Genomic DNA, 20,054 nt, shown 5'->3' on the forward strand with positions numbered 1-20,054 from the left:
CCGCCCGCCGAGTCTCGGCGGGCGGGCTTTCGTCGTCTCCGCCGTCGGCGGAGCGGGGATCAGAAGATCATGCCGATGACCTCGCCGAGGAGATCGAGGCCACGCAGCTGAGCGAGCAGGACGACGACGGCGTACGCGAGGATCGTCGCGAGCGGGACCCAGGCCATCAGCCTCTCGGCGCGGGCCTTCGTCTTCTCGTTGCTGGTGAAGGTGCCGTTGCGGGTGAGGTGCAGCATCGTCGCGAAGAATGTGGGGATGGTGACCGACCAGGTGAGCATGCACCAGGGGCAGAGAACGCCGAGGTTGGGGGCGTAGATGCTCTGCCAGATCAGCCAGCACACGAGACCGAAGGCGAAGGTGACCCCGGCACCGAAGGTCAGCCAGAACCACCGCGGGAAGCGGGATCCCGCGAGCAGGGCGACGCCGACGAACAGCGGCGCCATCCAGCCGGCGATACCGAGAATCGGGTTGGGGAAGCCGAAGACCTCGCCCTGCCAGGATTCGAGGTTCTTCCCGCACTGGATCATCACGCTCACGTTGCAGCTGAGGACGGCGTCAGGGTTGGCCGCCAGGACGAACTTCTCGACAGTGAGCTGGAAGGCGGCGAACCAGCCCACCACACTCGCGATGATCAGCCAGACGGCGTAGATGACGGGGCGGGTGCGCTGCTCGCTCATACTGGGGATTATCCCAGCGACTGCTATGGATGCGGCGAGAACAGGCCGGAGAAATGTCCGGCCCGGATGACGGGATGCCGCGAACGGAGCCACTTGGTGCGATAATGGCCTGTGATGCGATGAACGGCGTTGCCGCGACACGCGTCGAGCAGACTTCGGGGTCCAATGCCCCACGCGATCAGAGCTATGAGCCGGTCGCAGACCGAGTGAGTTCGCGGCACCTGCGGGTACCGCATGAGATTTCACGGAACACCGAGTGTCCCGTGCAGGGAGTAAGCCAGAGATGGCCGATGAGAACAATGACAACAACGCCCCTACCCTCGACTTCCCGGCTGACGCCGCGGGAGAGCTGACGGAGCCCACGGCTCCCGGCGCGGACGACCGCGCGGGGTCTTCGGGCGAGGGCGAAGAGCCGTCCACTGCTGCAGAAGCCGCCGAGGCTGCTGAAGTGGCTGAGGCTGCTGAGGTGGCCGAGGACGCGGCCGCCGATGACGTCGCAGCCGGTTACGCGGCGGCGGATGACGCTGCTGCGGCTGCCGACGACGCCGCTGCTGCGGCCGAGTCGATCGCAGAGGCCGTCGCCGAGGCGAAATCGGAGGCGGAGAACGAGGCCGCTGACGAAGAGCCGGCTACGGACGAAGCTCCCGTCGCGGACGAAGCTCCCGCTGCGGACGATGCCCCCGCGGTCGAAGAGGCTCCTTCTGCTCCCGAGGCTCCGGCACCGGTGACCGCCGTGTCGCTCGGTCTGCTCCCTGAGGTGTTCGTCTCCCAGGTCTCCACGCAACTGCACTTCTATGCGCCGGAGATCGTGCCGCTGCCCGCACGTCCGGGTCGCGAGCGCATCTTCGACCGCATCGCCGAGCGCGACCAGCCGCAGGACGATGCAGCCGGCCGAGGCCGCGGTCGTCGTCGCCGGGGCGGTTCCGAGGGTGACGACCAGCGCGAAGAGCCGCGTCAGCGTCAGCGCGTCGTCGAGTACATCACCGAGCCGAAGGCGATCAAGGGATCGACCCGTCTCGAGGCGAAGAAGCAGCGTCGCCGCGACGGTCGTGATGCCGGCCGTCGTCGCCCTGTCGTCACCGAGGCCGAGTTCCTCGCTCGCCGTGAGTCCGTCGACCGCAAGATGGTCGTCCGGTCCAAGAACGGCCGCACCCAGATCGGCGTCCTCGAGGACGGCGTGCTCGTCGAGCACTACGTCGCCCGCAACCAGGACGCGTCGCTCATCGGAAACGTCTACCTGGGGCGCGTGCAGAACGTCCTCCCCAGCATGGAGGCCGCTTTCGTCGACATCGGGCGCGGGCGCAACGCCGTGCTCTACTCCGGTGAGGTCGACTGGGACGGCGTCGAGACCGGCAACCAGCCGCGTCGCATCGAGCTGGCCCTCAAGCCCGGCGACCGTGTTCTCGTGCAGGTCACGAAGGACCCCGTCGGACACAAGGGTGCCCGACTCACGAGCCAGATCTCGCTTCCCGGCCGCTACCTGGTCTACGTGCCTGGCGGGTCGATGAACGGCATCAGCCGCAAGCTCCCCGACAACGAGCGGGCGCGCCTCAAGCGCATCCTCAAAGAGGTGCTGCCGGAGTCCTCCGGCGTGATCGTCCGCACCGCGGCAGAGGGTGCGACCGAGGACCAGCTCACGCGTGACGTGCAGCGCCTGACGTCGCAGTGGGAGCACATCCAGAAGCAGGTCGAGAACCAGCAGGCGCCCGCGCTCCTGCACGCCGAACCCGACCTGCTCGTCAAGATCGTCCGGGACGTCTTCAACGAAGACTTCACGAAGATGCTCATCCAGGGTGAGGACGCGCAGCAGACCATCCGGGCCTACCTGAAGAGCGTCGCCCCCGACCTCCTCGAGCGCGTCGAGGCCTACGAGGACGAGACCGATCCGTTCGATGCATTCCGTATCACGGAGCAGATCGAGAAGGCTCTCGACCGCAAGGTATGGCTGCCCTCCGGCGGCTCGCTCGTGATCGACCGCACCGAGGCCATGACGGTCGTCGACGTCAACACCGGCAAGTTCGTCGGCTCCGGCGGAAACCTCGAGGAGACCGTCACCAAGAACAACCTCGAGGCGGCGGAGGAGATCGTCCGCCAGCTGCGTCTGCGCGACATCGGCGGCATCATCGTCGTCGACTTCATCGACATGGTGCTCGAGTCGAACCGCGACCTCGTGCTGCGTCGACTGATCGAGTGCCTGAGCCGCGACCGCACGAAGCACCAGGTGGCAGAGGTCACCTCGCTCGGTCTGGTGCAGATGACGCGCAAGAAGCTTGGTCTCGGCCTGCTCGAGACCTTCAGCGAGGCGTGCGAGGTCTGCGCCGGTCGCGGTGTCATCGTGCACCACGACCCCGTGGTGAAGCACCGTTCCAGCAGCAACGGCGGCGGCAGCAACGGTGGCAACGGGCAGAGCGGTCGTCGTCAGCGCGGCAACGGCGGCAACGGGAACGGACAGAGCCAGAGTGCTCCCTCCGCTCCTCCGGTCACCCACAGCATCACCGAGGGCGCGAAGTCGGCCCTCGCGCAGATCGCCGCCTCCACCATCGCCCCGGCGGCGGATGGCGCGCCCGCAGTCGAGTCGGTCGATGTCGCGGCTGAGGCGCCCGTGGCTTCCGAGCGTCCGAAGAAGGCCCGCAAGAAGCGCGGCGACCGCAAGGGGCCGAAGTCTCCGGCCGAGCAGCTCCTCGACTCGGTCCTCGACGCTCTTCCGGAGCCGAAAGCTCCCGGTCAGGGGCGAGGGCGTCGTCGGGTGAGCACTGCTGCGCTCACCGGCACTCCCGTCTCGGTGAACAACGAGCCGTCAGCGCCGGTCGCGGCTGCGGATTCGGAGTCCTGAGGCGATCAGCCGGCGCACCAGTTCCTTGCCCTGCACGTGGTGGGCGCCGGCGGCGACGAGCCGGGGGATTATCTCCTCCGGCACGTCGTAATGGTCGAGGTCGAACGCGCGTGCGGGGACGTCGTTCGCGCGCGCGAACACGTGCAGCTCGTCGAGGCTCTCATCGCTGACCAGGTGCGCCCAGAGGCGTCCGTGGGCGGGCCAGAGGGGTTCGTCGACGAGTACGGTCACCCGGTCAGCCTACGACCGCCTCGACAGGGCAGGGCCGGAAGCGGAATGTGAGACGCCTCGGAGCCGCGCCGCTTTGCGACACCGACCCGCATCCGGTAAAGTAGTCCCTTGGTGCGTATGCCGCGTCGTCCTCGTCGGTCGAAGCGGAGAGTCTTGCGTTCGCGCCCGCCGTTCTGCGGCGCATGCAAGCAACAGTCTTCCCGTGAGATCTCGGAGCCGCGAGCTCCCCAACGAAACAGGTATGAAGTGGTTTACGCAGTAGTGCGCGCCGGTGGGCGGCAGGAGAAGGTCGAGGTCGGCACGATCGTTCAGCTCGACCGTGTCAAGGCTGCCCAGGGCGAGAAGATCGAGCTGGCCGCCGTGCTGCTCGTCGACGGCGCCACGGTGACCACCGACGCTGACTCGCTGGCGAAGGTCAAGGTCACGGCAGAGGTCATCGGCAACCTCCGCGGCCCGAAGATCATCATCCAGAAGTACAAGAACAAGACCGGCTACAAGAAGCGTCAGGGCCACCGCCAGGAGCTCACGCGCGTCAAGATCACCGGCATCAAGTAAGCCCGAGGGGACTAGGACATGGCACACAAAAAGGGCGCAAGCTCAACCCGTAACGGTCGTGACTCCAACGCTCAGCGCCTCGGCGTGAAGCGCTTCGGCGGTCAGCAGGTCCTCGCCGGCGAGATCATCGTTCGCCAGCGCGGCACGCACTTCCACCCCGGCGTCAACGTCGGTCGTGGTGGCGACGACACGCTGTTCGCTCTGGCCGCCGGTGCGGTCCAGTTCGGCGCGAAGGGCGGCCGCAAGGTCGTCAACATCGTCGCCGCAGCTGAGTGATCACAGCGCGACACTAGATATCCGGTTCGGGGCGGGCTTCGGCTCGCCCCGTCCGTGTATCTACCCTCCGAAAATGCACAGCAACCCTGAGGACTAGCAAATGGTCACGTTCGTCGACACCGTCACACTGCACCTGCGTGCGGGTAAGGGCGGCAACGGCTGCGTCTCCGTGCACCGCGAGAAGTTCAAGCCGCTCGGTGGCCCCGACGGCGGCAACGGTGGTGACGGCGGCGATGTCGTGCTCGTCGCCGACCCGCAGACCGGCACGCTGCTCTCGTACCACCACTCGCCGCACCGTTCCTCCGGCAACGGCGGGCCGGGCATGGGCGACCACCGCTCCGGGTTCCTCGGCGAGACGCTCGAGCTGCCCGTCCCGGTCGGCACGGTGGTGAAGAACACCGCGGGCGACGTCCTCATCGACATGATCATCCCCGGCGAGCGGTTCGTCGTGGCCAAGGGCGGTATGGGTGGGCTCGGCAACGCCGCTCTCGCCACCCCCAAGCGCAAGGCGCCCGGTTTCGCTCTGCTCGGCACGCCCGGCCACGAGGGCGACATCGTCCTCGAGCTGAAGACCGTGGCCGACATCGCCCTCGTGGGGTACCCGTCGGCCGGCAAGTCGAGCCTGATCGGCGCGATCTCCGCCGCCCGCCCCAAGATCGCCGACTACCCGTTCACGACCCTCCATCCGAACCTCGGCGTGGTGCAGGTCGGCGACTTCCGCTACACGGTCGCCGACGTGCCCGGACTCATCGAGGGTGCGAGCGAGGGCCGAGGACTCGGTCTCGAGTTCCTCCGTCATGTCGAGCGCTGCTCGGCGCTGTTGCACGTTCTTGACTGCGCGACTCTGGAGCCCGGTCGCGACCCGATCTCCGACCTCGACGTCATCCTCGCGGAACTCGGCGCCTACGAGGTGCCCGAGGGACAGACGCCGCTCCTCGAGCGCCCGCAGTTCATCGCTCTGAACAAGATCGACGTCCCCGAGGCACGCGACCTCGCTGAGCTCGTGCGTCCCGATCTCGAGGCTCGCGGCTTCCGGGTGTTCGAGATCTCCACGGTCTCGCACGAGGGTCTGCGTCCCCTCACCTTCGCGCTGGGCGAGCTGGTCGAGAAAGCCCGTGCCGAGGCCGCGCTCGAGACGCCGCCGGAGCGCGTCGTCATCCGCCCGCGAGGCTCCAAGAAGGACTTCACCATCCGGGTCGAGGGCGGCACCTACGGCAACGTCTATCGCATCACGGGCGAGAAGCCGGTGCGCTGGGTGCAGCAGACCGACTTCCAGAACGAAGAAGCCGTCGGGTATCTCGCCGATCGTCTCGAGAAGCTCGGCGTCGAGGACGAGCTCTTCCGCCTCGGTGCGGTGCAGGGATCGACCGTCGTGATCGGCGAGGGCGACAGCATCGTCTTCGACTGGGAGCCCACCATGACGTCGGCGGCAGAGTTGATGAGCGCGCCTCGGGGGACCGACCCCCGTCTGGCACCGAATTCGCGCCGGACGACGTCGGAGCGACGCGAGCAGTACTACGAGCGCATGGATGCCAAGGCCGAGGCTCGCGCCGAGGTGGAGACGCAGCGTCTCGCCGCGTACCGCGAGGACGGCGAGTGACAGCACGCACACGCGCGGATCTGGCCACCGCGTCCCGCATCGTTGTCAAAGTCGGATCCTCCTCGATCAGCGGAGACTCGTCGTGGCGGATCCCCGTCATCGTCGAAGCTCTGGCCGCGGCGCATGCACGCGGAGCCGAGGTGGTCCTGGTGTCGTCTGGTGCGATCGCGTCCGGAATCCCGTTCCTGCGGCTCGACGCCCGCCCGACCGACCTCGCGACCCAGCAGGCCGCGGCGGCCGTTGGTCAGAACATCCTGATGTATCGCTACCAGGAGTCGCTTCGTCCCTTCGATATCGTCGCGGGGCAGGTACTCCTCACCACCGGCGACCTCGAGAACCCGACATCGCGCTCCAACGCCCGTCGCGCGATGGAGCGGCTGCTCGGTCTTCGCACCCTGCCGATCGTGAACGAGAACGACACTGTCGCGACGCAGGAGATCCGCTTCGGCGACAACGACCGGCTCGGCGCGCTCGTCGCCCAGCTGATCGAAGCCGACGCGCTCATCCTTCTCAGCGATATCGAATCGCTGTACACGCGACCTCCGACGGACCCCGGCGCCGAACCGATCGATGTCGTGGCTCCCGATGCCGACCTGACCGGCCTCGAGTTCGGGGCGACCGTCGTCAACAGCGTCGGCACGGGAGGAGCGGCCACGAAGGTCTCGGCCGCGCGTCTCGCGGCGGCATCCGGCATCGGCGTCCTGGTCACCAGCGCCGACCTCGTCGAACAGGCCCTCGCCGGTGCGGAAATAGGAACCTGGTTCGAGCCGGCCACCTCATAAACTGGGCGGATGACCGACCAGACCCCACAGGTGCGCCTGGAGCGCGCCAAAGAGGCCTCCCGCGCCGCTGCCGCGCTCACGAGCGACGACAAGGCGCGGGTGCTCGAAGCGATCGCCGTCGCCCTTCTCGACGCCGCGCCGCGCATCATCGAGGCGAACGCCCGCGACATCGTCCGCGGGCGTGACGAGGGCATCGGGGAGTCGCTCATCGACCGGCTGCGTCTCGACGAGAAGCGCGTGGCGGCCCTCGCCGCCGCTGTGCGCGAAGTCGCGGCCCTCGCCGACCCGGTCGGCCGCGTCATCGGCGGGCACAGGATGCCCAACGGTGTCACCCTCGAGCAGGTGCGCGTGCCGTTCGGAGTGGTCGGCGCCATCTACGAAGCCCGGCCGAACGTGACGGTCGACATCGCCGCGCTCGCGCTGCGCGCGGGCAATGCCGTCGTGCTGCGCGGGGGGAGTGCCGCGCGCGAGTCGAACACCGTGCTCGTCGACGTCATGCGGCGGGCGGTGGAGAGCGTTGGACTCACGAGCGAGGCGATCCAGACCGTCGATGACTTCGGTCGCGAGGGCGCGAAGGCGCTCATGCACGGTCGCGGCTTCATCGATGTGCTGGTGCCACGGGGGAGTGCCGGTCTCATCGAAGCCGTCGTCACGGAGTCGACCGTGCCCGTCATCGAGACCGGAGCGGGCAACGTCCACATATTCCTCGACGAGACGGCCCCGGACGATTGGGCGAGCGACATCGTCGTGAACGCCAAGGTGCAGCGCCCCAGCGTGTGCAACGCGGTGGAGACGGTGCTGGTACATCGTCAGGCGGCTCCGCGTCTGATCCCGCTCGTGGCCAGCGCTCTGCAGAGTGAGGGCGTCGCGATCCACGGTGACGACATGGTCGCCGGCATGGTGTCGAACGTGATCCCGGCGGTCGAGGAGGACTGGGAGACCGAGTATCTGAGTCTCGACATCGCGATCAAGGTCGTCGACTCCCTCGACGAGGCCCTCGACCATATCCGCCGTTACAGCACGGGACACACGGAGTCGATCATCACGACCGACTCGCGCAACGCGGAACGCTTCCTCGCCGAGGTGGATTCCGCCGTCGTGATGGTCAACACGTCGACGCGCTTCACCGACGGCGGCGAATTCGGATTCGGCGCGGAGGTCGGCATCTCGACCCAGAAGCTGCACGCTCGCGGGCCCATGGGGCTGTCCGAGTTGACCAGCACGAAATGGCTCGCGCGTGGGTCGGGGCAGACCCGCGGCTGAGGGCTAGACTGGGGGACGCTGTACCTCACAGGATCCCGAACAGCACGCCACGAAACGGAGTCAGGATGAACCTCGTCGCACAGATCGCGATGGCCGCTGCCGAAACCGAGCACCACGGCAACGTCGCGCTCGAAACGGTGATCTTCGGAGCCATCGCTGCGGTCGTGTTCGCCTTCCTCGGGCTGGTGACCTTCTCGTACAAGAACGTCGCCAACCGTCACTCGGCGAAGGCCGAGGCATGGGCAGCGCAGCACGGCAAGGACGGCCACGAGGCGGGACACGGCCACTAGGCCCCCATGAACGACGCTGCGACCACGCGCCCCCCGCGCATCGGCGTGATGGGCGGTACGTTCGACCCCATCCATCACGGCCACCTCGTCGCAGCCAGCGAGGTCGCGAACTCCTTCGGGCTCGACGAGGTCGTCTTCGTGCCGACCGGCCACCCGTGGCAGAAGTCGGGAGTCTCGCCGAGCGAGCACCGCTACCTCATGACGGTCATCGCCACCGCCTCGAACCCGCAGTTCACGGTGAGCCGGGTCGACATCGACCGCGAGGGCCCCACCTACACGATCGACACACTGCGCGACCTGAAGCGTGATCGACCGGATGCCGACCTCTTCTTCATCACCGGAGCCGACGCCGTAGCGCAAATTCTCAGTTGGAGGGACCATGATGAGTTGTGGGAGTTGGCCCACTTCGTCGCGGTCTCACGCCCTGGACATGTCCTGAGCACAGACGGCCTCCCGAGCGACAACGTCAGCCAACTGGAAGTGCCGGCGCTGTCGATCTCGTCGACGGACTGCCGTGAACGCGTTCGCGACGATCAGCCGGTCTGGTATCTGGTCCCTGATGGGGTCGTTCAGTACATCGCGAAGCATCATCTGTATCGGAGCAAGGCATGAGTACATCGGATCAGCAGGAGCAGGGTCCGCTGACGCGAAAGCAGCTGCGGGAGATTCGATTGACGGGTTCGACCCCGGTCATCTCCAGCGAGGAGGCTGCCGCGGCGGCTGAGGCGGCACCGCCCGCACCGCCGCTGCCCCGTGCCGCCGAGCCCGTGGAGATCCCGCCCGCGCCGACTTCCGTGCCTGACGACGTCAGCGGCGATGCGCCGTTGACGCGCCGCCAGGCGCGCGAGCTCGAGAAGGTGCGCACGGCCTCGGTGCCCGTGATCGCCGGAGAGCAGTCCGAAGAGGCGGAGGTCGAGCGGCCAGCCCCCGACGCGCCGGCGGAACCGACCGACGAGGAGTCCGCCGCGACGCACGACCCCGCGGAGATCGTGTCGGGGGTCCCGAACTTCACACGGAACGAAGAGCCGGGCGACGCCGACGATGATGACGTCGACGACGAGGTCGCCGTCGCTCCCGTGCGTGCATCCGTCGTCGCGGATTCCGTGGGAGATGTTCCGCTGGAGTCCGTCGATGGTGCCGGTGACGAGTCCGACGAGGACGATGTTGACGTGGCTTCGGCTCTGGGCCTTCCGGCCGAGAGCACCGGTGACTCCGAGGCCGACGGTGACGACGTGCTGGCAGATGTCGGTGACGCCGATGATGACGATGACGACGCCGCAGCCCGCCCCACCGTCAACCCCGCGTTCGGTGAGGGGATCCTCGCCGATGCTCCCGACCCGCACACCCCCTTCCGCCCGTCGTTCGACGAGCTGCTCTCCGTCGGTGACTCGACCGGGTCGCAGCACTCCGCACCGAACGCCCTGATCTTCACGCCGTCCCCGGGCGAGGGCTCGCTCTCCGGCCCTGTCGCTTCCACCGGTGAGATCCTCGTCACCGGGTCTTATGAACTGCCTCAGGGCATGGGCTCGCAGGGCCACGCCCTGGGAACCACCGACGGCAAGGACGTCGACGCCGTTCTCATCGACGGCGAGCTTCCCCCCGCGTCGTCGCCTACGCCGATCGCCGCCAGCTCGGCGGTCAGCACCATCAAGCCCGCCGGCGAGGTGATCCGTCCGCCGGCGCCCGAGAAGGGCAACCGGCTGATGATCACCCTGGCGATCGTCGCCGGAGGCCTCGCCCTCGCTGTCGGTGTCGTCGTCATCATCGCCATCACCACGAATGTGTTCTGATGCAATCACCTGAAACTGCCGAAGAGATGCTGCGTCTCGCAGCACAAGCCGCCATCGACAAGGGCGGTGAAGATCTCGTCGCACTGAACGTGTCCGAGCCTCTTCCGCTCGTCGACATCTTCCTGCTCGTCACCGGAAACAGCGAGCGCAACGTCGCCGCCATCGCCGATGAGATCGAGGACCGGCTGATCGAGTCGGGCCACAAGCGCGTACGGCGCGAGGGGCGCGCGGAGGCCCGATGGGTGCTCCTCGACTTCGGCGACCTGATCGTGCACGTCTTCCATCAGGAGGAGCGCGTCTACTACGGCCTCGAGCGACTGTGGAAGGACTGCCCCGTCGTTCCGATCGACGTGGCAGAGCCCGCCACCACAGACCCGAGCTGACATGCCCACGCACCTGATCACCGGTGCGGGTTCCGGCATCGGTGCAGTCCTCGCGCGCCGTCTGCTGGACCGTGGCGATGACGTGGTGGTGCTTGCCCGCGACGCCGGACGCGCCAGGCAGATCGCAGAGAGCCTTCTGGGAGCATCCGTCCTGGTCGCTGATCTGGCTCAGCCGGGTCGTCTGTCGTGGGCGCTGTCGAAGCAGCACCTGCCCGACCGGATCGACTCGCTCGTGCACGTCGCCGGGGTCGTCGACCTCGGTGACGTGGCCGACCTCGCTCCCGCGTTGTGGGAACAGCAGCTGGCCGTGAACCTCGTGGCTCCTGCCGAGCTCACGCGCCTTCTGCTGCCCGTTCTGCGCGTGTCGCAAGGGCAGGTCGTATTCGTGAACTCGGGGGCGGGACTGCGTGCCAACGCCGGGTGGGCGGCATATGCGGCGTCGAAGCACGGTCTCCGGGCCCTCGCCGATGCGTTGCGAGCCGAGGAGGCCGCACACGGTGTGCGCGTGACCTCGATCTATCCCGGTCGCACGGCCACTCCCATGCAGGAGCGTGTGCACCAGCAGGAGGGGCAGGACTACGACGCGGAGCGTTTCATCACCCCCGACGCCGTCGTCACGACCATCCTCACCGCCCTCGATCTTCCGCGAGACGCGGAGATCACCGACCTCACGGTGCGGCCGGGTCGCTGATCCGGCCTCGTCGTACCGGACGGTCAGGCGGTCACACGCGTTCGGCGTGCGAGCATGCCGCGCTCCGCGCGCGTCTGCGGCGGAATCGCGGACAGCAGCGACCGCGTATAGGGATGTTCGGGGTGGCGGTAAACGTCCTCCGTCTCCCCGATCTCGACCATGTTCCCCAGGTACATGACCGCCACGCGATCGGCGATGTGACGCACGAGGGACAGGTCGTGCGCGATGAAGACGATCGACATGCCCAGCCGCTCGCGCAGGTCGCACAGCAGGTCGATGATCTGTGCGCGGATCGACACGTCGAGCGCCGAGACAGGCTCGTCGCACACCAGAACGTCCGGATCGAGCGCGAGCGCCCTGGCGATGCCGATGCGCTGGCGCTGGCCGCCCGAGAACTGGTGCGGGAAGCGCGAGCCCATCTCGGGGGTGAGGCCGACGAGATCGAGCAGCTCGGCGACGCGCTCCCGTCGCGTCGCCGGCGTTCCGGAGTGGGTCGCGGCGAGCGGTTCGGAGATGATCTGCTGCACGGTCATCCGCGGGTTCAACGACATATACGGGTCCTGGAAGACCATCTGCACGCCACGACGCAGGATCTTCCGGTCGCGGAGCCGACCGCGCGTCACGTCCTGATCGCGGTAGCGCAGGGTGCCGGCATCGGGTGAGTCGAGTCCGACCAGCATCCGCGCCAGCGTCGACTTGCCGCTGCCCGATTCGCCGACGATCGCCAGGATCTCGCCCTGGCGGAGCTCGAGATCGACACCCGCGACGGCGGCGACTCGGTGCGCTCGTCGCCCGCTCCCGGAACGGAACGTGCGCTTCAGGCCGCGGCCTTCGAGGATGGGCACCGTCCCGTCGTTCTCCGCGGCGGCGCTCACATCTCGCGGCATGGAGTTCAGCAGACGCATGGTGTAAGCGTGCTGCGGCTTCGTGAGCACCTCGTCGGCGGGCCCTGACTCCACGATGCGGCCAGAGCGCATGACGGCGACCTGATCGGCGACCTCCATCACCACGCCCAGATCATGCGTGATGAGCAGGATTCCCATGCCCAGCCGGTCGCGCAGGGACAGCAGCAGGTCGAGGATCTGCGCCTGCACCGTCACATCGAGCGCGGTGGTCGGCTCATCCGCGATGATGAGATCAGGATCCAGCGCGATCGCCATGGCGATCAGGATGCGCTGGCGCTGACCGCCGGAGAACTGGTGCGGATAGTCGTGCACGCGCTTGTCGGGGGTGGGGATACCGACGAGGGTCAGCAGCTCGACCGCGCGCGCTTCGGCGGCTCGGCGGCCGATGCTGCCATGAGCGCGGATGAGGTCGATGATCTGGTCGCCGATGCTGAGGACCGGGTTCAACGCGGAAAGGGCATCTTGCATGACCAGGCTGACGCGCACGCCTCGCAGGCGTCGATGCTGCTCGGGGGAGAGGGCGAGGAGGTCGGTTCCGCTCAGTGACATCGTCTCCGCCTCGACGTCTCCTTCGTCGATCAGACCCATGATCGCGCGGGCGGTCATCGACTTGCCCGAGCCTGATTCGCCGAGCAGCGCGAAGACTTCGCCGCGGCGAACGGCGAGATCGATGCCGTCGACCACGCGGCTGCGGCGTCCATCGCCGGTGAGGGTGACGGTGAGTCCCTTGACGTCCAGGACGACGGCGTTCCGGGGGGCGGATGTGTTCTCCATGGATGCCATCATGCCAGCTTCTTTGTTCTGAATTGTTTCGAACAGGAAACATTTCAGCCGAAGATAATCACAATGGTTGACATCTGCGCCGAAATCCTCCAGATTCGAGGAATCTCCCGCTCGTCGACCGGGAGGGGCACCCGCATCATCGAACCGAAGGAGCGCATCCGTGCTCGAACAAGCTGGCCGGTACACCGGCTACACCGCGTACGACTACCTGGAAGCCGGCAAGGACTACCGCGAGTTCCGCTACGCCAAGCAGATCGGCCGTGTGCCGGCCTACGACCTCGGGCTCAGTGCCGCGCAGCAGGAACGCACCGAACGTCTGCTTCGCGAAGAGACCGTGATCTCCCTGCACGAGCACGTGCAGGTCTTTCCCGAGGACATGGGCGAGCTGCGCGACCACATCCGCCAGGGCCGCGAACCCACCGGCTACCAGGGCCTCGCCCGCTCCGGGTTGACCGCCGTGTTCGACAACGGCATGGATGGCACCTGCTGCATCTCGAGCGATGCCGGCTGGAAGTACCAGGACGTGCTGTTCGACCTCGGCGTGCGCATGGCCGACCTCGCACACCAGGACTACGTGATCAAGGCCGAGTCGATCAAGGACATCCGTCACGCCGCCGAGACCGGACGGGTCGCGCACATCTTCGCGCTCGAAGCCTCGACCATGATCGAGAACGAGGTCGACCGCCTCGACGTCCTGTACGGCTTCGGCGTGCGGCAGATGGGCATCGCATACTCCGAGGCGAACATGCTCGGCGGCGGTCTCAAAGAGCGCGGAGACGGCGGGTTGACCTACTTCGGCGAGCGCGCGGTCGAGCGTATGAACAAGCTCGGCATCGCGATCGACATCTCCCACTCCGGTGACCAGACCTGTCTCGATGTGATCGCCCACTCGACCAAGCCGGTATTCATCACGCACGCCGGTGCGCGCGGCCTGTGGCCGACGAACCGCATGAAGACGGATGAGACGATCATCGAATGCGCCAAGCGTGGCGGCGTGATCGGAATCGAGGCCGCCCCTCACACGACGATCTCCCCCCAGCACCCGAAGCACTCCCTGGAATCGGTCATGGACCACTTCCAGTACTGCGTGGACCTGGTGGGACTCGAGCACGTCAGCTTCGGTCCTGACACGCTGTTCGGCGATCACGTCGGCCTGCACGACGCGTTCTCGTCGAACCTGTCGCTCGGGCAGGCACATGCGAACGTCGACTACGAGAAGCAGCCGTACGTCGACGGCATCGAGAACCCGGCCGAGGCCTTCTACAACATCATCGGCTGGCTCGTGAAGCACGACTACTCCGACGACGAGATTCGCGCCGTCGTCGGAGGGAACACCATGCGCGTACTCGAGGAGGTTTGGGTCTGATGAAGTACAGCAAGTTCCTCGCCCTCGGTGCGGCCGCGGCTCTCGCCGTCGGCCTCGCCGCGTGCGCCCCGTCCGCGCCGGAACCGGGGGAGTCATCCGGCTCCACCGGCCCCAGCGACGAGACGATCAGCATCGGCACGACGACAGATGTCGTGAACTTCAATCCGGTCCTCGGCAACAGCCGCACGGACTCGTGGATCACGAACCTGATGTATCCGCATCTGCTGAGCATCAGCGACGACGGCACCAAGGAAGCCCACGTGGCCACCGACTGGGGCTACGTGGACGACACCACCGGCTTCTACGAGATCCGCGACGATCTCACCTGGAGCGATGGTGAGCCCCTCACCGCCGAGGACGTCGCCTGGACGCTGAACGCCGTCAAGCGCGATCAGGCTCCTGGCACGTTCTACGGGCAGCTGGGCAACCTCGACACCGCGACCGCGGTGTCGGAAACCCGCGTCGAGCTCGCCCTCACCCAGCCCGACTCCTCGATCGTCGAAGAGATCGGCTTCTGGGGCGTCGTCGTTCCGAAGCACGTGTTCGAGCCGCAGGGGTCGATCGCCGAGTTCGCGAACGACGGCAGCGCCGGAGGCTGGGTGGGCATGGGGCCGTTCATCATGAGCGACTTCCAGGTCGGTCAGCACTACACGCTGAAGCGCGTCGAGGACTACCCGCTCGTCAAGGGCGGCGTCCCCGGGCCCGCCGAGGTCGTGTACCGCGTGTACCCGGACGTGAACACCGAGATCCTGGCGCTGCAGAGCGGCGAGATCGACGTGATCGCGAATGCGCTGCCACCCGCACAGGTCGAGCAGCTCAGCAGCACCGACGGCCTCCAGGTCGTCGAGGCGCCCGGGCTCGGCTACGCGCACCTGGTCTACAACATGGACAAGCCCGACCTCGCGAAGACCGAGGTGCGACAGGCTCTGGCCCATGCGGTCGACTATGACGCGATCCGCACCGTCGTGCTGCAGGGGCAGGCCGTCTCGACAGGTTCCAGCGCTCTGATGCCAGTGCTCGCGAAGTACTACGACAAGTCGGTGAAGGAGTACGAGTTCGATCCCGAGAAGTCGCGCTCCCTCATGGAGAAGGCCGGTTACACGGCAGACGCGAACGGGAATTTCCCCGTCTCGTTCCGGCTGATCTACTCGCTGCAGGACAGCGTGACCAGCCAATGGGCGCAGATGGTGAAGGACAGCGCGGCGGAGGCCGGCATCACGATCGAGCTGCAGGGCACCGAGCGCAACACATACCTCTCGATGACCAGCGAGGGCGACTACGACATCTACGCGGGCAACTTCGCGATCATGGACGATCCGGTGACGAACTTCTCGCTGTCGTACCTTCCCGGCGGTGCGATCAACTACACCCATGTCGACGACGCCGACCTGAACGCGCTGATCGAGGAGGGCATGGTGACGTTCGACGAGGACGAGAAGATCTCGATCATGCGTGAGGCGAACAAGATCGTGCACGAGCAGGTCTACGACAACATCATGTACACGCAGAACCTGTTCTTCGCGGCCAGCGACGAATGGGCCGGCTTCATCTCGAAGCCGAGCGAGCTGCTCTCGATCGTGAACCCGCTCTCGCTCGCGAGCGCGCACCCGGTCGAGTAACAACCACTGAAATCTCGAGGAAGGTCGCCCGGGTGTCCCGAGCATCGTTCATTCTCCGTCGCGTGGGTCGAGGTCTGCTCACGATCTGGTTCGCCGTGACCGTGACGTTCCTGCTCCTGCGTCTGCTTCCCGGCGACCCGGCCCTGGCGCTGGCGAGTCCGAACATGACGGACGACATCCGGGCGACCATCCTCGAGCAGTACGGGCTGGACCAGCCCCTGATCGTGCAATACGGGCTCTACATGTGGCAGCTGCTGCAGGGCAACCTCGGCATCTCGTTCACGCAGTCGATCCCGGTCACCGATGTCCTCATGCAGCGGCTGCCGTGGACCCTTCTCCTGACGATCACGGCACTGGTGCTCACGATCCTCATCGGCGTTCCACTCGGCGTCGCGGCCGCGTCCCACAAGGGGCGCTTCATCGACAGGGCGGTGCAGGTGGTCGGCGTGACGGGGCAGTCCCTGTTCGTCCCGAGCGTCGCCATCCTCCTGCTCTTCGTGTTCGGGTTGAACCTCGGATGGTTCCCGATCGGAGGTGCCTACACCAACAACACCTACGGCTTCGAGTGGTACCTCAGCGTCGCGCAGCACCTCGTCCTCCCGGCGGTGTCGCTCATGCTCATCCAGGTCGGCTCCTACGTGCTCACGATGCGTTCGACGCTGATCGAGACGCTCGGCGAGGACTACATCCTCCTGGCGAAGGCGAACGGCATCCGTGGCAGCCGCATCCTCTGGAAGCACGCCCTGCGCAACGCCCTGCTCCCCACCACGACCCTGATCGGCCTGCAACTCGGATTCCTGGTCGGCGGTGCAGTACTCACCGAGACCGTGTTCGCCTATCCGGGCATCGGGCGCGGGATCTACGAGGCCGTCACACAGCTCGACTTCCCCGTGCTGCAGGGCGCCTTCCTCATGCTCGCCATCACCGTCGTGGTCGCCAACACGATCACCGACATCATCTACGGCTACCTGGACCCGAGAGTGAAGACCTCATGACCGCTCCGATGCCCGCCTCAGAGACCCTCGCTCCGAGCGAGCCGACCGCCGCCGGCAGCGAGCGGGCGAGCGCGCACACCTGGCGCGCTTTCCGCCGGGACCCGCTCGGCATGATCTCGCTCGGGCTGCTGATCCTGCTGGTGATCGTGGCTCTCGCGGCGCCGCTGATCGCGCCCTATCCCGCCAGCTACGGACCGGACGTCCTGCGTCCGCCGAGCGGCGACCACTGGTTCGGTACCGACGCACTGGGCCGCGATGTCTTCTCCGAGGTGATCTGGGGAACGCAGCAGAGTGTGCTCGTCGCGGTGGCCGCCTCGCTGATCGCGATCGTCTTCGGCACGATCATCGCTGTTCTCGGCGCCTACTTCCGCAAGCTCGACAGCTTTATCAGCGTGATCGTCGACATGACGCTCTCGCTGCCGGTGCTCCCGCTCATGATCCTGATCGCCGCGCTCGTGGGGCCGAGCACGTCGACGATCATCTTCGTGGTCGCCGCGTTCTCCTGGCCGGAGGTCACCCGTCTCGTGCGCTCGCAGGCGCTGACCGTGGTCGGGCTGCCCTATGTCGATGCCTCGCGCCTGATGACCACCTCTCCGGTCTGGATCATCACGAAACACGTCCTCCCCGCCGTCACGCCGGTGGTCGTGGTGTCCGTGGTCGTGACCGCCTCGCGGGCCGTGCTCTCGGCCGCCGGACTCGCCTTCCTCGGCCTCGGCGACCCGACGACCTGGTCCTGGGGTCGCATCCTCTACGAGGCGCAGCAGGCCGGCGCGATGGTCAGTGCCTGGTGGCTGACGCTGTTCCCCTCGATCGCGATCCTCATCCTGGTGCTGTCCGCGACCCTGTTGTCGATCGCCTACAACGATGCGCGCAACCCGCGCCACCTCGCCCGATAGGAGCCGGAGATGACCGAGTTCGACCAGCGGCTCGCGCCCGAGTTCTTCGATCGCGTGCAGACCGGTGTCCGCGACCGGATGGGGGCGCAGGGCTTCGACGCCTTCCTCACCGACCATCCGGAGGACATCGCGTACCTCACCGGCTTCTTCCACCACCCTTCCGAGCGTCCGGTGGCGATCTGGATCGAGGCGAACGGCAGGGTGGTGATGCTGTTGCCCGAACTGGAACGCGAGTACGCAGAGTCGCAGTCCGCGAGGGCAGAACTGGTGGCGTTCTTCGAGTTCCCCGGAGTCGTTGCACCGTTCGAGGCTCTGGCTCGCGCGGTCTCGCCGCGGGGGCGGGTCGGGTTCGCGTCGTCCATGCCGTTCTCCCGTCTCTCGGCGGCGAGGGAGGCGATGCCCGGAGCCGATCTCGTCGCCTCGGATCTGTTGACCCGCGCCCGTTTCGTGAAGTTCCCCGAGGAGGTGACCCTGCACCGCGAGGCCGCCCGCGTGACGGATCGGATGCTCGAGGCCGGGGTTTCGCTGGTGGTCGAGGCCGTCGCAGCCGGGGGAGAGCTCCCCACCGAGGCCGAGCTCGAGCGTCACGTCACGGCGACGGGTACCGGCATCATGTACGCAGAGCACCGCAACGTGGTGGTGGCCTCCCTGCTCGCCGGCGGGCTGGTCTACTCCGGCGCGAACTCCGCCTTCCCACACGGGCTCCCGTCGGTGAACCGCCTCAAAGCCGGCGACACCTTCATGCTGTCGTTGGGCTGCGCGGTGGGCGGTCGCTTCATCGAGGGCGAGCGCACCTTCGTGCTGGGCGAGCCCACGGCGGAGCAGCGGCGCTACCACGACACGATCAACGCGGCGCAGCAGCTCGGGCGTGAGACCATCCGCGCCGGGCTCGAGTGTCGCGAAGCCAACCGCCTCTGTCTCGACGTGATCCGCGGTGCCGGACTCGGCGCGTTCATCCGGCATCGTCAAGGACACGGAATCGGTCTCGGCATGCACGAGGCGCCCTGGCTGGAAGACGGCGATGCGACGCTGCTGGAGGCGGGCATGGTCGTCTCGAACGAGCCGGGCATCTACGTCCCACAGCACGCGGGGTACCGCATCAGCGACAGCATGCTCGTGACGGACACCGGCGCCGAACCTCTGACCACCTACCCCCGCAGTCTCGACGACTGCACCATCGCGCTCTGACGCCCCGGAATCCGAGAGAGAGAAGAGAACATGACATCGACACCGCCGGTATCGCCGGAGTTCGCCGCAGCCACCAGCACCCACGAGTGGGTCGAGATCAACGGCAACCACCTGGCCGTCGAGGTGCTCGGTCCTGAGGGGGCGCCCGTCATCATCACCCACCACGGTGCTCCTGGTCTCGGTTCCCGTGCGGAACCGCGTGCCAGCTTCGGGCGCCTGGCCGACGAGTACCGCGTCGTGGTGTTCGATGCGCGCGGGAGCGGCCAGAGCGACGGGGAAGGCGTCTACAGCCACGAGCAGTGGGCGGCGGACATCGATGGTCTGCGGGAATGGATCGGCGCCGAGAAGATCGTGATGGCGGGGGGCTCGTACGGCGGCTTCATGGCCATGGAGTACGCGCTGCGATACCCGGAGCGGGTGGCGGCCATCGTGCTGCGCGACACTTCGCCGGACAACTCCAACGCCCATCTGGCTCGCGAGAACGCGCTCGCCTCCGACCGCGTGACGATCGACATGGAGAAGTTCGATCGCATCGACGTGGGACAGGTCCACGACGATGAAGACCTCAAGGACTGCTGGCGCGAGATCCTGCCTCTGTACGACTTCGTCTACGATCCGGAGGCGACCGAGCGCAAGGTGCAGGCCACGCCGTACCGCTACCGCGCGCACAACTACGCCTTCTCGGTGAACCTCCCGAATTATGACCTCAAGCCACGGCTGCACGAGATCGGTGTGCCGACACTCATCACCGTGGGCCGGACGGACTGGATCACGCCAGTATCGTGTAGCCAGACGATCGCCGATCTCATCCCGGACTCCGAGATGGTGGTGTTCGAGAAATCGGGGCACTCCCCGCAGATCGAGGAGGCAGAGGCGTGGACGAAGACCGTGCGCACGTTCCTGCACCGGGTGTACCCGCCGACCCGATGAG

Annotated in this window: 20 protein-coding genes; 17 read left to right on the plus strand and 3 right to left on the minus strand. The window is 67.1% G+C overall.

Going from position 1 to position 20,054, the window contains the following annotated elements; translation table 11 throughout:
• Nucleotides 1-59: 59 nt before the first annotated feature.
• Nucleotides 60-677, minus strand: coding sequence for a vitamin K epoxide reductase family protein (locus L687_RS24930; RefSeq protein ID WP_021198516.1), 618 nt, complete (start codon nt 675-677; stop codon nt 60-62).
• A 283-nt stretch (nt 678-960) separates the two neighbouring features.
• On the opposite strand from L687_RS24930, the gene L687_RS24935 reads away from it, so the two are divergent.
• The gene (locus L687_RS24935) at nt 961-3,510 is read left to right on the plus strand and encodes an Rne/Rng family ribonuclease (RefSeq protein WP_021198517.1); all 2,550 of its coding nucleotides are present in this window, start codon (nt 961-963) and stop codon (nt 3,508-3,510) included.
• On the opposite strand, the gene L687_RS24940 is transcribed toward L687_RS24935, so the two are convergent.
• Nucleotides 3,475-3,741 (minus strand): DUF4031 domain-containing protein, encoded by a 267-nt coding sequence (locus L687_RS24940; RefSeq protein ID WP_021198518.1) that lies wholly within the window; start codon nt 3,739-3,741, stop codon nt 3,475-3,477. The genes L687_RS24935 and L687_RS24940 overlap by 36 nt on opposite strands.
• A gap of 246 nt (nt 3,742-3,987) precedes the next feature.
• On the opposite strand from L687_RS24940, the gene rplU reads away from it, so the two are divergent.
• From rplU to L687_RS24980, 10 genes are all read left to right on the plus strand, one after another.
• Nucleotides 3,988-4,296 (plus strand): 50S ribosomal protein L21, encoded by a 309-nt coding sequence (gene rplU / locus L687_RS24945; protein ID WP_028501602.1) that lies wholly within the window; start codon nt 3,988-3,990, stop codon nt 4,294-4,296.
• 18 nt (nt 4,297-4,314) lie between these two features.
• The gene (rpmA, locus tag L687_RS0120885) at nt 4,315-4,572 is read left to right on the plus strand and encodes a 50S ribosomal protein L27 (protein WP_028501603.1); all 258 of its coding nucleotides are present in this window, start codon (nt 4,315-4,317) and stop codon (nt 4,570-4,572) included.
• A gap of 100 nt (nt 4,573-4,672) precedes the next feature.
• A complete protein-coding gene (obgE, locus tag L687_RS24950; RefSeq protein ID WP_021198519.1) occupies nt 4,673-6,172 on the plus strand; it encodes a GTPase ObgE in 1,500 nt (499 codons plus the stop codon).
• Nucleotides 6,169-6,954 (plus strand): glutamate 5-kinase, encoded by a 786-nt coding sequence (gene proB, locus L687_RS24955; RefSeq protein WP_021198520.1) that lies wholly within the window; start codon nt 6,169-6,171, stop codon nt 6,952-6,954. The genes obgE and proB overlap by 4 nt, the downstream gene beginning before the upstream one ends.
• 9 nt (nt 6,955-6,963) lie before the next feature.
• Nucleotides 6,964-8,217, plus strand: coding sequence for a glutamate-5-semialdehyde dehydrogenase (locus tag L687_RS24960; protein WP_021198521.1), 1,254 nt, complete (start codon nt 6,964-6,966; stop codon nt 8,215-8,217).
• Nucleotides 8,218-8,282: 65 nt separating this feature from the next.
• A complete protein-coding gene (locus L687_RS24965) occupies nt 8,283-8,507 on the plus strand; it encodes a hypothetical protein (RefSeq protein ID WP_021198522.1) in 225 nt (74 codons plus the stop codon).
• A 6-nt stretch (nt 8,508-8,513) separates the two neighbouring features.
• Nucleotides 8,514-9,119, plus strand: a complete 606-nt coding sequence (gene nadD, locus L687_RS24970) for a nicotinate-nucleotide adenylyltransferase (protein ID WP_021198523.1) — start codon at nt 8,514-8,516, stop codon at nt 9,117-9,119.
• A complete protein-coding gene (locus L687_RS0120890; RefSeq protein ID WP_031206738.1) occupies nt 9,116-10,297 on the plus strand; it encodes a hypothetical protein in 1,182 nt (393 codons plus the stop codon). The genes nadD and L687_RS0120890 overlap by 4 nt, the downstream gene beginning before the upstream one ends.
• Complete coding sequence (gene rsfS, locus L687_RS24975) at nt 10,297-10,680, plus strand: ribosome silencing factor (protein WP_029260174.1); 384 nt, start codon at nt 10,297-10,299, stop codon at nt 10,678-10,680. The genes L687_RS0120890 and rsfS overlap by 1 nt, the downstream gene beginning before the upstream one ends.
• A gap of 1 nt (nt 10,681) precedes the next feature.
• Entirely contained in the window at nt 10,682-11,371 is a 690-nt protein-coding gene (locus L687_RS24980) for an SDR family oxidoreductase (protein ID WP_021198525.1), read from the plus strand.
• 23 nt (nt 11,372-11,394) lie between these two features.
• On the opposite strand, the gene L687_RS24985 is transcribed toward L687_RS24980, so the two are convergent.
• On the minus strand, nt 11,395-13,062 hold the full coding sequence (locus tag L687_RS24985) for a dipeptide ABC transporter ATP-binding protein (protein WP_235045210.1): 1,668 nt from the start codon (nt 13,060-13,062) through the stop codon (nt 11,395-11,397).
• 157 nt (nt 13,063-13,219) lie between these two features.
• On the opposite strand from L687_RS24985, the gene L687_RS24990 reads away from it, so the two are divergent.
• The 6 genes from L687_RS24990 to L687_RS25015 are packed head-to-tail and all read left to right on the plus strand — an operon-like array spanning nt 13,220 to nt 20,053.
• Complete coding sequence (locus L687_RS24990) at nt 13,220-14,425, plus strand: dipeptidase (protein ID WP_021198528.1); 1,206 nt, start codon at nt 13,220-13,222, stop codon at nt 14,423-14,425.
• Complete coding sequence (locus L687_RS24995; protein WP_021198529.1) at nt 14,425-16,044, plus strand: ABC transporter substrate-binding protein; 1,620 nt, start codon at nt 14,425-14,427, stop codon at nt 16,042-16,044. The genes L687_RS24990 and L687_RS24995 overlap by 1 nt, the downstream gene beginning before the upstream one ends.
• 32 nt (nt 16,045-16,076) lie before the next feature.
• The gene (locus L687_RS25000; protein WP_021198530.1) at nt 16,077-17,039 is read left to right on the plus strand and encodes an ABC transporter permease; all 963 of its coding nucleotides are present in this window, start codon (nt 16,077-16,079) and stop codon (nt 17,037-17,039) included.
• Nucleotides 17,036-17,935, plus strand: coding sequence for an ABC transporter permease (locus L687_RS25005; RefSeq protein ID WP_021198531.1), 900 nt, complete (start codon nt 17,036-17,038; stop codon nt 17,933-17,935). Before L687_RS25000 ends, L687_RS25005 begins: the two co-directional genes overlap by 4 nt.
• A gap of 9 nt (nt 17,936-17,944) precedes the next feature.
• Nucleotides 17,945-19,123 (plus strand): M24 family metallopeptidase, encoded by a 1,179-nt coding sequence (locus L687_RS25010; protein WP_021198532.1) that lies wholly within the window; start codon nt 17,945-17,947, stop codon nt 19,121-19,123.
• A 30-nt stretch (nt 19,124-19,153) separates the two neighbouring features.
• On the plus strand, nt 19,154-20,053 hold the full coding sequence (locus L687_RS25015; RefSeq protein WP_021198533.1) for an alpha/beta fold hydrolase: 900 nt from the start codon (nt 19,154-19,156) through the stop codon (nt 20,051-20,053).
• Nucleotide 20,054 lies beyond the last annotated feature (1 nt).

Source organism: Microbacterium maritypicum MF109 (genome assembly GCF_000455825.1).
Taxonomy (GTDB): Bacteria; Actinomycetota; Actinomycetes; order Actinomycetales; family Microbacteriaceae; genus Microbacterium; species Microbacterium maritypicum_A.

Bases quoted from the DNA above. Each gene is read 5' to 3' on its own strand.
- L687_RS24960 (WP_021198521.1), top strand. From the start codon at position 6,964: ATGACCGACCAGACCCCACAGGTGCGCCTGGAGCGCGCCAAAGAGGCC.
- rsfS (WP_029260174.1), top strand. From the start codon at position 10,297: ATGCAATCACCTGAAACTGCCGAAGAGATGCTGCGTCTCGCAGCACAA.
- rpmA (WP_028501603.1), top strand. From the start codon at position 4,315: ATGGCACACAAAAAGGGCGCAAGCTCAACCCGTAACGGTCGTGACTCC.
- obgE (WP_021198519.1), top strand. From the start codon at position 4,673: ATGGTCACGTTCGTCGACACCGTCACACTGCACCTGCGTGCGGGTAAG.
- L687_RS25005 (WP_021198531.1), top strand. From the start codon at position 17,036: ATGACCGCTCCGATGCCCGCCTCAGAGACCCTCGCTCCGAGCGAGCCG.
- L687_RS25010 (WP_021198532.1), top strand. From the start codon at position 17,945: ATGACCGAGTTCGACCAGCGGCTCGCGCCCGAGTTCTTCGATCGCGTG.
- L687_RS24930 (WP_021198516.1), bottom strand. From the start codon at position 677: ATGAGCGAGCAGCGCACCCGCCCCGTCATCTACGCCGTCTGGCTGATC.
- L687_RS24985 (WP_235045210.1), bottom strand. From the start codon at position 13,062: ATGATGGCATCCATGGAGAACACATCCGCCCCCCGGAACGCCGTCGTC.
- L687_RS25015 (WP_021198533.1), top strand. From the start codon at position 19,154: ATGACATCGACACCGCCGGTATCGCCGGAGTTCGCCGCAGCCACCAGC.
- L687_RS24995 (WP_021198529.1), top strand. From the start codon at position 14,425: ATGAAGTACAGCAAGTTCCTCGCCCTCGGTGCGGCCGCGGCTCTCGCC.
- L687_RS24965 (WP_021198522.1), top strand. From the start codon at position 8,283: ATGAACCTCGTCGCACAGATCGCGATGGCCGCTGCCGAAACCGAGCAC.
- L687_RS24980 (WP_021198525.1), top strand. From the start codon at position 10,682: ATGCCCACGCACCTGATCACCGGTGCGGGTTCCGGCATCGGTGCAGTC.
- L687_RS0120890 (WP_031206738.1), top strand. From the start codon at position 9,116: ATGAGTACATCGGATCAGCAGGAGCAGGGTCCGCTGACGCGAAAGCAG.
- L687_RS24935 (WP_021198517.1), top strand. From the start codon at position 961: ATGGCCGATGAGAACAATGACAACAACGCCCCTACCCTCGACTTCCCG.
- nadD (WP_021198523.1), top strand. From the start codon at position 8,514: ATGAACGACGCTGCGACCACGCGCCCCCCGCGCATCGGCGTGATGGGC.